The sequence below is a fragment of the Pseudomonas orientalis genome (assembly GCF_002934065.1).
GTDB classification, from domain to species: Bacteria; Pseudomonadota; Gammaproteobacteria; order Pseudomonadales; family Pseudomonadaceae; genus Aquipseudomonas; species Aquipseudomonas orientalis_A.
Genome location: NZ_CP018049.1, coordinates 3,432,860 through 3,450,213, shown reverse-complemented (window position 1 = coordinate 3,450,213; position 17,354 = coordinate 3,432,860). Strand labels below are relative to the sequence as shown.

Here is a 17,354-nt window from a genome sequence, read left to right as displayed (position 1 = left end):
GTCTGGGAGGGCCTGGTGCAACCGCTGCAAGTGGTGTGGCGCAAGGCTGAACTGGCCGTGCAATGCGTATCGCTGCAAGGCAACGTCATCGAGCAGTTGCACCAGCGTTTCGACCCGCGCCATTACCGGCTGCCGATGTCCCAGGCGCCGCTGATCCGCCTGGTGTATGCCGAGGCCCCCGGTCAGCAGCGGGTCGTTGCGATTTTGCTGTTCCACCATATTGCCCTTGATCACACGGCCCTCGACAGCGTACGTCAGGAGATGCAAGACAGTTTGCTCGGGCAGCCCCGGATCGCTGAAGCAGCCATTCCTTACCGCAACTATGTGGCTCAGGCGCGCCTGGGCGTCGAAGAGCACGAACATGAAGCGTTCTTTGGCCAGATGCTGGGAGACATCGACGAGCCGACGCTCCCGTTCGGCTTGCAGGACGTGCAAGGTGACGGCAGTGCAATCGAAGAGGTGCAGCAGAGCCTGGCCCCGGCCTTCAGCCAGCGTCTGAGGGCGCAGGCCCGCCTCTCGGGTGTCAGCGCCGCCAGTCTGTTTCATCTGGCGTGGGCCCGGGTGCTGGCCAGCACCAGCAGCCAGCACCGCGTGGTCTTCGGTACGGTACTGCTCGGCCGTATGCAGGGGGGCAAAGGCAGCGACCGTGCACTGGGGATGTTCATCAACACCTTGCCGTTGCGCGTGGATATTGATGAGACCGGTGTACGCGCGGCCGTCAAGCGCACCCATGAGCGTCTGACGGCACTGCTCGGCCATGAACATGCCTCCCTGGCTCTGGCCCAGCGTTGCAGTGGCGTCGCCGCGCCGCTGCCGTTGTTCAGTGCAGTGCTCAATTACCGCCACAGCGCCAGCCAGGAGGCGACGGTGTCGCAGGCATGGCAAGGGATTCACACCCTGGCCAGTGAAGAACGCACCAATTACCCCTTGACCTTGAACGTCGATGACCAGCGCGATGGTTTCCGCCTGACCGTCATGACGCCTGCGCACATTGGTGCGCAACGCGTCTGCGGTTATATGCAGACGGCTTTGCTTGGGCTGGTCGAGGCGCTGGAACAGGCGCCGCACCTGCCGATCAGCCGCGTGTCGATCCTGGGGCAGCAGGAGCGCGAGACACTGTTGCACGGCTTCAACGCGACCGCAGTCGATTACAACCTTGACCAGACCTTGCACGGCTTGTTCGAGGCGCAGGTCTTACGCACGCCGGATGCCGAGGCCGTGAAAGCGGGCGATCAACGCCTGAGCTATCGGCAACTCAACGAGCGGGCCAACCGCCTGGCTCATCACCTGCGTGAACTGGGCGTACGGCCCGAGTCCCGGGTTGGGGTGTGCCTGGAGCGTGGCCTGGACATGGTCATCGGCTTGTTCGCCATCCTCAAGGCCGGCGGCGGTTATGTCCCGCTTGACCCGGCCTATCCCCACGAGCGCCTCGCCTACATGCTGCACGACAGCGCACCGGTGGTGGTGCTGGCCCACGGCGCAACCCGCGCCTTGCTCGGTGATATACCCACCCTTGATCTGGACTGCGACACCTGGCAGCACCAGCCGAGCACCAATCCCAGCGTGCCGGAGCTTACTGCCCGGCATCAGGCTTATGTGATCTACACCTCCGGCTCCACCGGCCAACCCAAGGGGGTCATTAATGAACATGCCGGGGTGGTCAACCGTCTGCTGTGGATGCAGGACGCGTACGGCCTTAACGCGCAGGATGCGGTGTTGCAGAAAACGCCCTTCAGCTTCGACGTGTCGGTGTGGGAGTTCTTCTGGCCGCTGATGACCGGCGCCCGCCTGGTCATGGCGCGGCCGGGCGGCCACAAGGACCCGGCGTATCTGTGTGAAGTGATTGAGGCGCAGCGCATCACCACGCTGCACTTTGTGCCGTCGATGCTCGACGTATTCCTGGCCCACGGCGATGTCAGCCAGGCCGCCGGGCTGGTGCGCGTGATCTGCAGCGGTGAAGCGCTGCCGGGCAGCCTGGTGCGACGCTTCAAGCAGCAACTGCCGGGCATCGGGTTGTACAACCTGTATGGCCCGACCGAAGCCGCAGTGGATGTGACCGCATGGAACTGCGCACGCAGCGACGTGCCGGACAACACGCCGATCGGCAAGCCGATTGCCAACACACGCATGTACGTGCTGGACGCCCAATTGCAGCCGGTGCCGCTGGGGGTGGTCGGTGAGCTGTTCATCGGTGGCGTGCAGGTGGCGCGGGGGTATCTCAACCGTGCGCAGCTGACCGCCGAACGCTTCCTCGAGGACCCGTTCAGCGCGGGCCGGATGTACCGCACGGGCGACCTTGGCCGCTACCTGCCGGACGGCAATCTCGAGTACCTGGGCCGCAACGATGACCAGGTGAAAATTCGCGGCCTGCGCATCGAACTGGGGGAAATCCAGGCGCGACTGATCGAGCATCCAGCGGTGAAAGATGCCGTGGTCGTGGCCTGCGAAGATCGCCTGGTCGCCTACTACACCGGCGCGGCCACCGCCATCGACGCCCTGCGCAGCCAGCTCTTGCAGCACCTGCCGGACTTCATGGTGCCCGCGTTGTTCATGCACCTCGACGCGCTGCCCCTGAGCCCCAATGGCAAGCTCGACCGCAAGGCGCTGCCGGCCCCGGGCACGGCGTCGTTGAGTGTGCGTGAGTACGAAGCGCCCGAAGGCGACTGCGAAATACTGCTGGCCCGACTCTGGGCCGAGCTGCTGAAGGTGGAGCGAGTAGGGCGCCATGACAATTTCTTTGAACTGGGCGGGCATTCGCTGCTCGCCGTGAGCTTGATCGGGCGCTTGCGCCAGGAAGGCATGGAAGCCGATGTGCGAGGGCTGTTCGAGCAACCGACCCTGGCCGGCTACGCCGCAATGACCGAACGAATGGAGATCGTCCTGTGAACATCCAACAATTGCTGGCAACCCTGAAAACGAAGGATGTGCAACTGGCGCTCAAAGGCGAGCAACTGTCCGTACAAGGCAACAAGCAAGCCTTGAGCGACCCGGCGATCCTCGCTGCGTTGCGCGAACACAAGCCGGCCCTGATCGAACGGATCAAGGCGGGTGAATACTCGGCCGGCAAAGCCGGTGAGGTGCAAGTACCGGCCAACGGCATCGCCCCGGGCGCCGAGCGCATCACCCCGGCCATGTTGACCCTGTCCACCCTGAGCCAGGACGAGATCGAGCGGATCGTCGCCACCGTCGAGGGCGGCGTGGCGAATATCCAGGACATCTACCCGCTGGCGCCGTTGCAGGAAGGCATCCTCTACCACCACGCGAGCACGGAGCAGGGTGACCCGTACATCATGCAGTCGCAGTTCGCCTTCGACAGCCTGGCGCGCTTCGAGCAGTTTGCCAACGCCTTGCAGAGCGTCGTGGATCGGCACGATATCCTGCGTACCGGCGTGGTTTGGGAAGGCCTCGAACAGCCCTCGCAAGTGGTCTGGCGCCAGGCCCGGTTACCGGTGCAAGCCCTTGAGCTGGACCCGGCGGAGGGTGATATCGCAGAGCAGTTGCGCCAGCTGTTCGATGTTCGCCATTACCGCCTGGACGTGACCCAGGCGCCGATGTTGCGCCTGGTGCGCACCTGGGGCGAACCCGGCCAGCGCGTGGTGGCAATGCTGCTGTTTCATCATATGGCCCTGGACCACAGCGCGCTGGACGTGGTGCGCCATGAACTGCAGGCGCTGTTGCAAGGCCGTGGCGAACAATTGGGCCAGCCCATCCCGTTTCGCAATTACGTGGCGCAGGCGCGACTGGGCGTCAGCGAGCAGGAGCACGAGGCGTTTTTCCGTCAGATGCTCAGCGATATCTGCGAGCCGACCTTGCCTTTCGGTCTGCAGGATGTGCAGGGCGACGGCCGCGATATCGTCGAAGCGGACCTGCCGCTGTCGGCAGCGCTTAATCAACGTGTACGCGAGCAGGCACGCCATCTGGGCGTAAGCGCGGCGAGCGTGTTCCATATGGCCTGGGCCCAAGTGCTGAGTGTGTTGGCAGGCAAGCAAAGCGTGGTGTTCGGTACGGTGTTGATGGGGCGCATGCAGGGCGGTCAGCAGACCGATAGAGCGCTGGGGATTTTCATCAATACCTTGCCGTTTCGTGTGGACGTCGGTCATGCGGATGTGCGCACCGGCATCAGGGACACCCATGCACGGCTGACGACGTTGCTGCGCCATGAGCACGCCCCTTTGGCGTTGGCGCAGCGCTGCAGTGGAGTGACTGCGCCCACGCCACTGTTCAGTGCGTTGCTCAATTACCGGCACAGCGGTTCCGGCAATCAGGCCGAGGCAGTGGCGGCATGGAACGGCATCGAAATGTTGAGCTCGCAGGAGCGTACCAACTACCCGCTGACGCTGAGCGTGGATGACCTGGGCGATAGCTTCATCTTGCGTTTGCTCGCCTGCACCCAGGTCGACCCGCACCGCGTCTGCGCCTACCTGCAAACCGCACTGGAAAACCTGGTAAGCGCCCTGGAGCAGGCGCCGCACACCGCGCTCAACCAGTTGCCGGTGGTGCCGCTGGCCGAGCAGCGCCTGTTGCTCGAGCAGTTCAACGCAACCCAGGCGGTGTTCCCTCAGGGCAGCACCTTGCACGCGCGCATCGAAGCCCAGGCCGCGCTGACCCCGGATGCCATCGCGGCGGTGTGCCTGGACCGCACGCTGAGCTACGCCGAACTCAATCAGCAAGCCAACCTGCTGGCCCATCATTTGCTGGCGCTGGGGGTCAAGCCTGATGACCGCGTGGCCATCGTCGCGCGCCGTGGCCTGGACACCCTGGCCGGGTTGCTGGCGATTCTTAAGGCCGGCGCCTGCTACGTGCCGGTAGACCCATCCCACCCGGCCGAGCGCCTGAGCTACCTGCTCAGCGACAGCGCTCCGGTGGCCGTGCTGACCCAGCACGCCTTGCTCGAGCGCCTGCCGGAGCTGGAGGTGCCGGTGATCAACCTGGACCGCTACACCTGGCACCACCACTCGGCGAGCAATCCCGATGTGGCCATGACGGCGTCGAACCTGGCCTATGTGATCTACACCTCCGGCTCCACCGGCCTGCCCAAAGGGGTGATGGTGGAGCATCACACCGTGGCCAACCTGGTGGATTGGCATTGCAGCGCCTTCGACCTGCGCGCCGGGCGGCATACCGCCAGCGTGGCCGGTTTCGGCTTTGATGCGATGGCCTGGGAAGTGTGGCCGGCGCTGTGCGCGGGCGCCACCCTGCACCTGCCGCCGGCCCACGACGGCGCTGAAGACATCGACGCGCTGCTCGCCTGGTGGTGCGCGCAACCGCTGGACGTGTGCTTCCTGCCGACACCGGTGGCCGAGTACGCCTTCAGCCAGAACATCGAACACCCGACCCTGCGCACACTGCTGATCGGCGGCGATCGCCTGCGCCATTTCGGGCGGGCGCAGCGCTTCGAGCTGATCAACAACTATGGTCCCACCGAAGCCACGGTGGTCGCCACCGCCGGCAAGATCGAGGCGGGCCAGCCGTTGCATATCGGCAAGCCTATCGCCAATGCCAGGGTCTATCTGCTGGACGAACAGCTGCGCCCGGTGCCGTTGGGCGTGGCGGGTGAACTCTACGTGGGCGGCAAGGGCGTGGCGCGCGGCTATCTCAATCGCCCGGAATTGACCGCCGAGCGGTTCCTGCGCGACCCGTTCAGCAGCGGGCGCATGTACCGCACCGGCGACCTGGCGCGCTGGCTGCCCGACGGTAACCTGGAGTATTTGGGGCGCAACGATGACCAGGTGAAAATCCGTGGCATGCGCATCGAACTGGGCGAAATCGAAACCCGGCTCAACCAACTGCCGGGCATCCTGGAGGCGGTGGTGCTGGTGCGTGAAGAGCGGCTGGTGGCGTATTTCACCGAAAGCCCGCAACTGGATGCGCTGGCCGTCACTGATATCCGCGCGCACCTGGTGGCCCATCTGCCGGACTACATGGTGCCGGTGGCGTTCATGAAGCTCGACACGCTGCCCCTGACCGCCAACGGCAAGCTCGACCGCCAGGCGCTGCCGGCGCCGGATATGGCTGCGGTATTCAGCCGTGAATACGAGGCGCCGCAGGGCGAAATCGAAAGCGTGTTGGCGCAGATCTGGGCCGACGTGTTGCAAGTGGAGCGGGTTGGGCGGCGCGATCACTTCTTCGAACTGGGCGGGCATTCGCTGCTGGCCATGCGCATGGTCTCCCAGGTGCGCCAGCGCCTGGGAGTGGAGCTGGTGCTGGGCGACTTGTTCGCCAACGCCGAACTGGCGGCGGTTGCTCACGTGCTGGCCCAGGCGGGTCGCAGCACCTTGCCGGATATTCTGCCGGCCAATCGTGGCGAGGATGTGCCGCTGTCGTTCGCCCAGCAGCGCCTGTGGTTTCTGGCCAACATGGACGGCGGCAACAGTGCCTACAACATCCCCATAGGCTTGGCCCTGCGTGGGCAATTGCACGTGCAGGCGCTGCAAGAGGCATTGGCCTGCATCGTCAGGCGCCATCACACCCTGCGCAGCCGTTTTGTCCAGGTGGGCGATGACACCCAGGTGCTGACCGTGCCCGCCGACGATGCCATGCCGCTGCAGTCGCTGGACCTGCGCGGTCATCCCGAGCCGCAACAGGCCCTTGAAGCGCTGATCCGCCACGAGGCCTCGGCCACGTTTGACCTGGAGCGCGGCCCGCTGCTGCGTGGGCACCTGGTGATGATGGCCGACGATCATCATGTGCTGCTGCTGACCTTGCACCACATTGTCTCCGACGGCTGGTCCATGGGCGTGCTGACCCGCGAACTGATGGCGCTGTACCAGGCGTTCATCCACGGCCAGCCCGACCCGCTGCCGCCGTTGACCATCCAGTACGGTGATTTCGCCATTTGGCAACGTTTGTGGCTCAGCGGTGAAGTGCTGCACCGCCAGAGCGATTACTGGCAGCACGTGCTGGCGGATGCGCCGGCCTTGCTCACGCTGCCCACTGATCGTCCACGTCCGGCGCAGCAAGACTATGCCGGCAGCAGCGTCGAAGTGCATGTGGACGAGCGCCTGACAGCCGCGCTGAAGGCGTTGAGTCAACGCCATGGCGTCACGCTTTACATGACCCTTTTAAGCGCCTGGGCAGCGCTGCTGGCACGGTTGTCCGGCCAGCATGACCTGGTGATTGGCTCGCCGGTGGCAAACCGGACGCGCAGTGAAGTGGAAGGGCTGATCGGCCTGTTCGTCAATACCCTGGCCCTGCGCATCGATACCTCGGGTGAACCGAGCACCGAAGTGCTGCTGGCGCGGGTCAAGGCGGTGTCGCTGGCGGCCCAGTCCCATCAGGATCTGCCGTTCGAACAGGTGGTGGAGATTACCCAGCCGGTGCGCAGCCTGGCCCACACGCCGCTGTTTCAGACACTGCTGGCCTGGCAGGACGCCAGCGCGCCCACCCTGACGTTGGGCGATCTGGTGATTGAAGGCGTTGCTCAAGAGAGCCTGTTTGCCAAGTTTGAGCTGACCCTGGACCTGGGTGAAGACCAAGGCAGGATCCGTGGTGCGCTGCAATACGCTGTCGCGCTGTTCGATGAGGCGACGGTGCAGCGCTACGTCGGCTATTTCACCCGCCTGTTGCAGGCCATGGTCGCCGACGACCGTGCGGTGCTGGCCCATGTGCCGCTGATGGAGGAACCTGAGTGCCAGCGGGTGCTGGTGGACTTCAATGCGACATCGATGCCCAACAACGTCGAGCAGACCGTGCACGGGCTTGTCGCCGCTCAGGCCGAGCGCACGCCCAATGCCATTGCGGCCAAGGCCGGCGAGCACCACCTGACCTATGCCGAACTCGACAGGCACGCCAGCCATCTGGCAAATCACCTGCGCGGCCTGGGCATCAAGCCCGACGACCGCGTAGCCATCGTCGCCCGTCGCGGCCTCGACACCCTGGTCGGGTTGCTGGGGATCCTCAAGTCCGGCGCGTGTTATGTACCGGTCGATCCAGCGCATCCCGCCGAGCGCCTGGCCTATCTGCTCTGCGACTGCGCGCCCGTGGCAGTGCTGAGCCAGCGCGCGTTGCTGCCAAGGTTGCCGGCCCTCGACGTGCCGGTAGTCGAGCTGGATGGCGCTGACTGGCTTATCCCTGCGCAACTTCATCCCGAAGTCGCTGCCGGCCCGTCCAATCTGGCCTATGTGATTTACACCTCCGGCTCCACCGGCTTGCCCAAAGGTGTGATGGTGGAACACCACAGTGTGGTGAACCTGGTGGACTGGCACTGTCGTGCTTTTGATCTGCATGCCGGCGACCATACCGCCAGTGTCGCCGGCTTCGGATTCGATGCGATGGCCTGGGAAGTCTGGCCGGCGCTGTGTGTCGGCGCGACCCTGCACGTGCCACCGGCCCATGACGGCGTCGAGGATGTCGACGCACTGCTCGCCTGGTGGTGCGCGCAACCGCTGGACGTGTGCTTCCTGCCGACACCGGTCGCTGAGTACGCCTTCAGCCAGCAGATCGAACATCCGACACTGCGCACCTTGCTGATCGGTGGCGACCGCTTGCGCCAGTTCACGCGCCCGCAGCGTTACGCACTGGTCAATAACTACGGGCCCACCGAAGCCACAGTGGTCGCCACCTCCGGCCAGATCGAGGTCGGCCAGCCGCTGCATATCGGCAAGCCTGTCGCCAATGCCACGGTATACCTGCTCGACGAACAGCAGCGTCCGGTGCCGCTGGGGGTGGCCGGAGAAATGTATGTCGGCGGCCAAGGCGTGGCGCGCGGTTACCTGAACCGCTCGGAACTGAGCGCCGAACGCTTCCTGCATGACCCGTTCAATGCGGGTCGCATGTACCGCACCGGTGACTTGGCGCGTTGGTTGCCCGACGGCACCCTGGAGTACCTGGGCCGCAACGACGATCAGGTGAAAATCCGTGGTGTGCGCATCGAACTGGGTGAAATCGAAACCCAACTCAACCAGTTGCCGGGTATTCAGGATGTCGTGGTGCTGGTCTGTGACGAGCGGCTGGTGGCGTATTTCACCGCGCATCCGTCGGAAAGCCCCCTGGCTGGCGCTGATATCCGTGCGCACCTGGTCGCGCGTCTGCCGGGCTACATGGTCCCGGCCGCGTACATGCGGCTCGATGCGCTCCCGCTGACGGCCAACGGTAAGCTCGATCGCAAGGCCCTGCCAAAGCCGGACCTGTCGGCCCTGTTTATCCGTGAGTACATTGCGCCCGAGGGCGAGCTTGAAAGCGTGCTCGCGCAGATTTGGGCCGATGTGTTGCAGGTGGCGCAAGTAGGCCGGCGCGACAACTTTTTCGAGCTGGGCGGTCACTCGCTGCTGGCCATGCGCATGGTGTCCCAGGTGCGTCAGCGCCTGGGCATAGAGCTGCTGCTGAGCGATTTTTTCGCCAATGCCGAACTCAGCGCAGTCGCCGCCGTGCTGGCCCAGTCCGGTCGCAGCACTTTGCCGGATATCCTGCCGGCCAATCGTGAAGAAAACATCCCGTTGTCCTTCGCCCAGCAACGCCTGTGGTTCCTGGCGCTGATGGAAGGCGCCAATACCGCCTATAACATTCCCACCGGCTTGCGACTGCGCGGGCAATTGCATGTGCAGGCGCTGCAACGCGCCTTGGCACGTATTGTTGCGCGACATGAAACCCTGCGCAGCCGCTTTGCCCAGCACGGCGACGACGCGCGGGTGCTGATTGCACCGCCTGAAGAGGTGTTGCCGCTGCAACTGCAGAACCTGCGGCATCACTCCCATCCTCAGCAGGCCTTGGACGCATTGATCCACGGCGAAGCCTCGGCACCGTTCGACCTGGAACAAGGTCCGCTGATACGTGGACGTCTGGTGGCAATGGCCGACGATCACCATGTGCTGCTGCTGACCCTGCACCACATCGTTTCTGATGGCTGGTCCATGGGCGTGCTCACCCGGGAACTGATGGCGCTGTACCAGGCCTTCAGTCATGGCCTGCCCGACCCGTTGCCGCCGCTGCCGATCCAGTACGCCGATTTTGCCGTGTGGCAACGGCGCTGGCTGAGTGGCGAAGTCCTCAACCACCAAAGCGCCTACTGGCAGCAAACCCTGGCCGGCGCGCCGCCGTTGCTGTCCCTGCCTACCGATCGGCCCCGCCCGGCGCAGCAGAGCTATGCCGGAGATACGGTCCAGGTGCGCCTGGATGAGCGTCTGACCGCCGGGCTCAAGGCGTTGAGCCAGAGGCACGGGGTGACGCTGTACATGACAGTGATGAGCGCCTGGGCGTCGCTGCTTGCACGGTTGTCCGGTCAGCACGACCTGGTGATCGGCTCGCCGGTAGCCAACCGGGCCCGCAGTGAAGTGGAAGGACTGATTGGCTTGTTCGTCAACACGCTTGCCGTGCGCATCGACACCTGCGGCGAGCTGAGCACCGAGGCACTGTTGGCGCGGGTCAAGGCGGTGACGCTGGCGGCTCAGTCTCACCAGGACCTGCCGTTCGAAAAAGTCGTGGAGATCCTCCGGCCGCTGCGCAGCCTGGCACACAGCCCGATCTTCCAGGTGTTGCTGACCTGGCAGGACAGCAGTGCACCGGCGCTGGCCCTCGGCGACCTGACGCTGGAGGCGATCGTCGAGAACAGCCACTTTGCCAAGTTCGATCTGGCGCTGAGCCTGGGCGAAGTCGACGGCTGCATTCTGGGCACGTTGGAATACGCGGTGGCCTTGTTCGATGAGGCGACGGTGCAGCGTTACGTCGGCTACCTGATTGGTCTGTTGCAGGCGATGGTCGAAGACGACCAGGCGGTGCTGGAGCATACGCCGTTGCTGGGGGCGCGCGAGCGTCAGCAGGTGCTGTTTGATTTCAACGCTACGGCAGTCGACTACAACCTCGACCAGACCCTGCATGGCCTGTTCGAAGCGCAGGTTGAACGCACGCCGGATGCGATTGCGCTGAAGGCGGGCACGCAGCAATTGACCTATGCCGAACTCAATAGCCGCGCCAACCAATTGGCCCATCATCTGCTGGCGCTCGGTGTGCAGCCGGATGCCCGCGTAGCCATCTGCGCAGAGCGTGGCCTGGACATGGTTATCGCCCTGTACGCGGTGCTCAAGGCCGGCGCGGCCTATGTGCCGCTGGATCCGGCGTATCCCCAGGAGCGGATCGCCTACATGCTGCAAGACAGTGCACCGCAGGTGGTGCTTGCCCAGGTCGCTACGCGTGGTTTGCTGGGCGAGGTGGCGGTGCTTGAATTGGACCAGCCGTGCTGGCAGCACCAACCGACTGACAACCCGGCAGTACGCGGTGCAAGTGCTTACGTGATCTACACCTCAGGCTCCACCGGGCAGCCCAAGGGGGTGATCAACGATCATGGCGCGGTGGTCAACCGCCTGCTGTGGATGCAGGACGAATACGGACTGACCTGCGACGACGCAGTCCTGCAGAAAACCCCGTTCAGCTTTGACGTATCGGTGTGGGAATTTTTCTGGCCGTTGTCCATCGGTGCTCGGCTGGTGATGGCGCGTCCGGGCGGTCACAAGGACCCCGCTTACCTGTGCGAGGTCATCGAAGGTGAAGCGATCACGACGTTGCACTTTGTGCCGTCAATGCTCGATGTCTTCCTTGCCTATGGCGATGTCAGCCAGGTAGCGGGCCTGCAACGCGTGATGTGCAGTGGTGAAGCGCTGCCAGGCAGCCTGGTGCGGCGCTTCAAGCAGCAACTGCCGGGCGTCAACCTCTATAACCTGTACGGTCCGACTGAAGCGGCGGTGGACGTGACGGCGTGGTCCTGCCTGCCTTGCGACGTGCCGGAAAACACGCCCATCGGCAAACCGATCGCCAATACCCGCATGTACGTGCTGGACACGCAGATGCAGCCGGTGCCCCTGGGTGTGGTGGGCGAGCTGTTCATTGGCGGCGTGCAAGTGGCGCGGGGCTATTTGAACCGTCCTGAACTGACGGCCGAGCGCTTCCTTGATGACCCGTTTACCGAGGGACGCTTGTACCGTACCGGTGACCTCGGCCGTTATCTGCCCGACGGCACACTCCAATACCTGGGGCGCAATGACGACCAGGTGAAAATCCATGGCTTGCGGATAGAACTGGGGGAAATCCAGGCGCGACTGACCGAGCATCCCGCGGTCAACGAAGCGGTGGTGGTGGCCCGTGAGCAACGCCTGATCGCTTACTACACCGCCGACGCGTGCGACATCCATGAGCTGCGCAGTCACTTGGCGCAACAGCTTCCGGCGTTCATGGTGCCCGCTGTGTTTGTGCGCCTGGACGCGTTGCCGCTGAGCCCCAACGGCAAGCTCGATCGCAAGGCACTGCCTGCGCCGGACGTGGAGTCGGTGAGCGTGCGCGACTACGAAGCGCCCCAGGGCGATACCGAAATCGCCTTGGCCAGCGTGTGGGCCGAGTTGCTGGGGGTGGAGCGTATAGGGCGGCAGGATAACTTCTTCGAGCTGGGCGGGCATTCATTGATGGCCGTGAGTTTGATGGGGCGCCTGCGCCAGCTCGGGTTGTCGGCGGACATGAACGTGCTGTTCAGCCAGCCGACGTTGGCGGCCCTGGCGGCGACCCTGGGTGGCAGCCGGGAAGTGGCCGTACCCGCCAATGGCATCGCCGCCGATTGCGACGCCATCACACCGTCCATGCTGACGCTGGCGCGCCTGGATCAGCCGGCCATCGACCGTGTTGTCGCCGTCATCCCCGGCGGGGCCGCGAATGTGCAGGATATCTACCCGCTGGCCCCGTTGCAGCAGGGAATTCTGTACCACCACCGCGCGGTGCAGGAGGACGACGTGTATGTGCTGCAGGCGCAATTTGCCTTCGACAGCACGGCACGCTTGCACGCATTTGCCGAGGCATTGCAGGCGGTGATCCGGCGTCATGACATCCTGCGTTCCTCGTTCCATTGGGACGGCTTGCAAGAGCCGATGCAAGTTGTGTGGCGTGAGGCGTCCCTGCACGTTGAAAAGGGGCCGTTGCCGCAGCGCCTGGACCTGGCTCAGGCACCGGTGATGCGCCTGGTCTACACCGAGGAACCGCAGCGCGTGGTGGCCACCTTGCTGTTTCACCACTTGGTGATGGACCACGTGACCCTGGGCATCCTCAAGCATGACCTGCAGGCCTTCCTGGGCGGCAAAGGCGATACGCTGAGCGCACCGGTGCCGTATCGCAATTACGTTGCCCAGACCCGCCTGGGCATCACCGACCAAGAGCATGAAGCGTTCTTCAGCGACATGCTCGCCCAAGTCGATGAGCCGACCTGCCTGTGTGAGCTGGGCCCGATTGAACAGGTGCAAAGCCTGCTCGACCTTGTGCTGAGCCAGCGCCTGCGTACCCAGGCGCGTCGGGCCGGCGTGAGCGCTGCCAGCGTCATGCACCTGGCCTGGGCCCTGGTCATGGGCAAGGTGGCCGTGCGCGAGTCGGTCGTGTTCGGCACCGTGATGCTGGGCCGCCTGCAGGGCGGCGAAGGGGCCGAACGGGCCATGGGTGTCTTTATCAATACCTTGCCGCTGCGCGTCGACCTGGGTGAACACTCGGTGCGGGGTGCGCTGCGCGACACCCATGCGCGCCTGGCGCAGTTGCTCAAGCACGAACACGCGCCCCTGGCGCTGGCGCAGCGTTGCAGCAGCGTGCCTGCAGGCACGTCGTTGTTCAACGTACTGTTCAACTATCGTCACAGTGCCGAGGTACCCGGCACGCCAAATGACGATGTCGCAAAGGCATGGCAGGGCATCTATTTGCTCGAGGGCGAGGAGCGCTCCAGCTACGGCCTGTCGATGAGTGTGGACGACCTGGGCGACCGTTTCAGTCTGAGCGCTGCGGGTCAGGGTGCGCGGCGTCTTTGCGGCTACCTGGCCACGGCGCTTGAGCAGATGGTGACGGCGTTGGAGGGCACAGTCGACAGCGCCATCAGCGCTGTGTCGATCCTGCCGGCCGACGAGCGCCGACAATTGCTTGAGGACTTCAACGCTACCGCCCGCCAATTCCCCCGCGCACACACGGTGCAACGCTTGTTCGAGGCCCAGGCCGGGGCCCGTCCCGGTGCGCTGGCGGTGGTGCATGGCGAGCAGCGCGTGAGCTACGTTGACCTCAACCTTCGCGCCAACCGCTTGGCCCATCACCTGCTCGGCCTTGGCGTGCGCACCGGGGACAGCGTAGCGATTCTGCTGCCACGCGGCGTGGACTTGATAGTCGGCCAACTGGCCGTGTTGAAATGCGCCGCCGCCTACGTGCCGCTGGATATCAATGCACCCGCCGAGCGCCAGGGTTTCATGTTGCAGGACAGCGGCGCGGTGCGGCTGCTGACCCGCAGTGATATAGCCGTTGACTACCCGGCTCAACGCCTGGACCTCGATACCCTGACCCTGGATGTGCAACCTGACCACAACCCCGACCTGTCGCAATCGTCGGACAGCGTGGCCTACGTCATGTACACCTCCGGGTCCACCGGCACGCCGAAGGGCGTAGTGGTGCCTCATCGTGGCATCACCCGGCTGGTCATCAACAACGGCTATGCGGATTTCAACGCGGGTGATCGTGTGGCATTCGCCTCCAACCCGGCCTTTGACGCCAGCACGATGGATGTGTGGGGGCCACTGCTCAACGGCGGCCAGGTGCAGGTCATCGATCATTCCATATTGCTCGATCCGGTGGCGTTTGGCGCTGCGTTGGAGGGGGCGACGATACTGTTCGTCACCACGGCGCTGTTCAATCAGTACGTGCAACTGATACCCGATGCGTTGGCGGGGTTGCGCATCCTCCTGTGCGGCGGCGAGCGCGCGGATCCGGCAGCGTTCCGCAGCCTGTTGGCGCGCGCACCGGCACTGCGTCTGGTGCATTGCTACGGGCCGACGGAAACCACCACTTACGCGACCACCCATGAGGTGCGCGCACTCGCCGACCACACGGACAGCGTGCCGATCGGCCGACCGATTTCCAATACTCAGGTCTATGTCCTGGATGCGCAGTTGCAGCCGGTGCCGTTGGGCGTGACTGGTGAAATCTGTATCGGTGGCGACGGCGTGGCCCTGGGGTATTTGAATCGTGCGCAATTGAGCGCCGAACAGTTTGTGCACGACCCCTTCAAGCCCGAGGCCCTGATGTACCGCACCGGCGACCTGGGTCGCTGGAACGCGGACGGCTTGCTGGAGTGCGTGGGGCGCAACGACGACCAAGTGAAAATTCGCGGTTTTCGTATCGAACTGGGCGAGATTGAAGCACGCCTGGCGACCCACGCCGCCATTCAGGAGGCGGTGGTGCTGGCCCGTGAAGACGCGCCGGGCGACAAACGCCTGGCGGCCTATTTCACCTGGGCGGCGGAGCCTGTTGGCATCGATAGCCTGCGTGCCCATCTGCAGGAACAACTCCCGGACTACATGGTGCCGTCAGCCTATATGTCACTGGAGCGGTTACCCCTGACGGCCAATGGCAAGATCGACCGCAAGGCCTTGCCGGTCCCAGCGCTGCAAGCGCCGGCTGACCGCGTGTTCGAACCGCCTCGCGATGCTTTGGAGCACAGGCTGGGTCAGCTATGGGCCGACGTACTCAAGCTTGAGCAGGTCGGCCGCGATGACAGTTTCTTCGAATTGGGCGGTCATTCCCTGCTTGCCATTCGCCTGGTCGGCCTGATGGAGGAGGCGGGTCTGCAGGTGAGCCTGGCCGAGCTCTTTGAGCACGTCAGCGTGGCGAACGTGGCCTCGATGTTGCGCGAGCGTGACGAGCAGGCAACGCGCTGCACCACGGTGGTAACCGTGCGCAGCAGCGGTGCCCAGCCGGCCTTGTTCCTGGTGCACGAGTTCAGCGGCATGGACGTGTATTTCCCGGCGCTGGGTCAGCACCTGCCGGGTGACTACCCGATCTATGGTCTGCCGGGCCTGGCGCTGGGTGAGGCTCACCTGAACACCATGGAGGGCTTGGCGGCGCGCATGGTCGGCCTGATTCGCGAGATCCAGCCGCACGGTCCCTACCGTGTGGCGGGATGGTCGTTCGGCGGGGTGCTGGCCTATGAAGTGGCCATGCAGCTGTTGGGGCTGGACGAAAGCGTCGCGTTCCTTGGCCTGATCGACACCTTCGTGCCGCGCATGACCGATCAGGGCAAGGCACGCTGGGAAGGGCCGCAGGCGCTCAAGCGGCATCTGCTGCTGCAGTGCACGGCCCATTGGACCGTACAAGGAGGCACGCATGAAGTGGCGAGATTGGCGCAACTGGAAGCAGACACTCAACAGCTGGACCTTGCGGGCCTGCTGCAATGTTGTCGCGATGAAGGTTTGTTATACCCGCAAATGGCGGCGGCCGCGGACGCCGACTTGATCAGTTTCATCGAGCGCGAAGTCGGGCATGGGCATGCGCTGGCGCATTACAGCCTGTTCCCGCTGCCGATTCCGGTGCATCTGTTCAGCGCCCGGGAACGGCCGACCGAACTGTCGCGGCGCAGTGAGTCGTTGGGCTGGGAGGACGCGCTGGCATCCGGTCAACTGCGCCAGATTGAAGTGCCCGGCAATCACCAGAGCATGATGCAGGCTCCGCATATCCGCAGCCTGGGCGCGGCGATGGCCCAAGCGTTGGCTGAGTCTTTACCGGTGATGGAGGCGACGCATCAGCCCTTGCTGCGTATCCAGGGCGGCAAGGCCGGGCATGCGCCGGTGTTCTGCGTGCCCGGTGCGGGCGACAGCGTGACCGGCTTCGTCGGCTTGAGCGAGGCGCTGGGGCGGGACTGGCCGTTGTATGGCCTGCAGCCGCGCGGGCTGGACGGTGAAGCGGTGCCGCACAGCCAGGTGGAAGCGGCGGCGCAGTGTTACCTGACGGCGCTGATTCATGAGTGCCCGGCGGGGCCGGTGCACCTGGTCGGGCATTCGTTTGGCGGCTGGGTCGCGCTGGAAATGGCGCTGCGCTTGCAGGCGATGGGCCGCGAGGTGGCGTCGTTGACGGTGATCGACAGTGAGTCGCCGGGGGGTAATGGTGTGGTGGGGCGGCCGTATACGTCGACGGCGGCGTTGTTGCGGTTGATTGAGGCGATGCAGTTGGCGGCCGGGAGATCCCTGGGGATCGATCCGCTGGATTTTGCCGCGAGTGATGAGGTGGCGCAGCGCCAGGCGTTGCATGCGGGGATGGTTGGGGTTGGGTTGTTGCCGGCGCGGTCTGCCGGGGATGCGATGGTTGGCCCGGCGCGGACTTATGCGGCGGCGTTGCGTACGGTGTATCGGCCGCAGGGGCGGTATGACGGGGTGGTGCGTTTGGTGCTGGCGCGTGACCCGGCGCTGGATGCGGCGGGTAATCAGCGTGAGCAGGGGTTGATGATTGAGGGGTGGCGGGGGCAGGGGCGTGGGTTGCAGGTTTGGTATGGCGGGGGGAATCATTTCACTTTGCTCAAGGCGCCGAATGTTTCGGGGTTGGCCAGGTGGTGGGTTGAGGGGGTTGTGGTTGGGGAGGTGGTGTCTTGA

At 64.6% G+C, this 17,354-nt stretch carries 2 protein-coding genes (1 of these 2 cut by a window edge); both read left to right on the top strand.

What is annotated here, in order from left to right; translation table 11 throughout:
• Nucleotides 1–2,886, top strand: the 3' end of a protein-coding gene (locus BOP93_RS15375) for a non-ribosomal peptide synthetase (RefSeq protein WP_104503320.1). Its footprint begins 10,053 nt before the window's first position; 2,886 of the gene's 12,939 nt are visible here — the last part of the coding sequence; the start codon falls outside the window, past its left edge; its stop codon occupies nt 2,884–2,886.
• The gene (locus BOP93_RS15370; RefSeq protein ID WP_104503319.1) at nt 2,883–17,354 is read left to right on the top strand and encodes a non-ribosomal peptide synthetase; all 14,472 of its coding nucleotides are present in this window, start codon (nt 2,883–2,885) and stop codon (nt 17,352–17,354) included. The genes BOP93_RS15375 and BOP93_RS15370 overlap by 4 nt, the downstream gene beginning before the upstream one ends.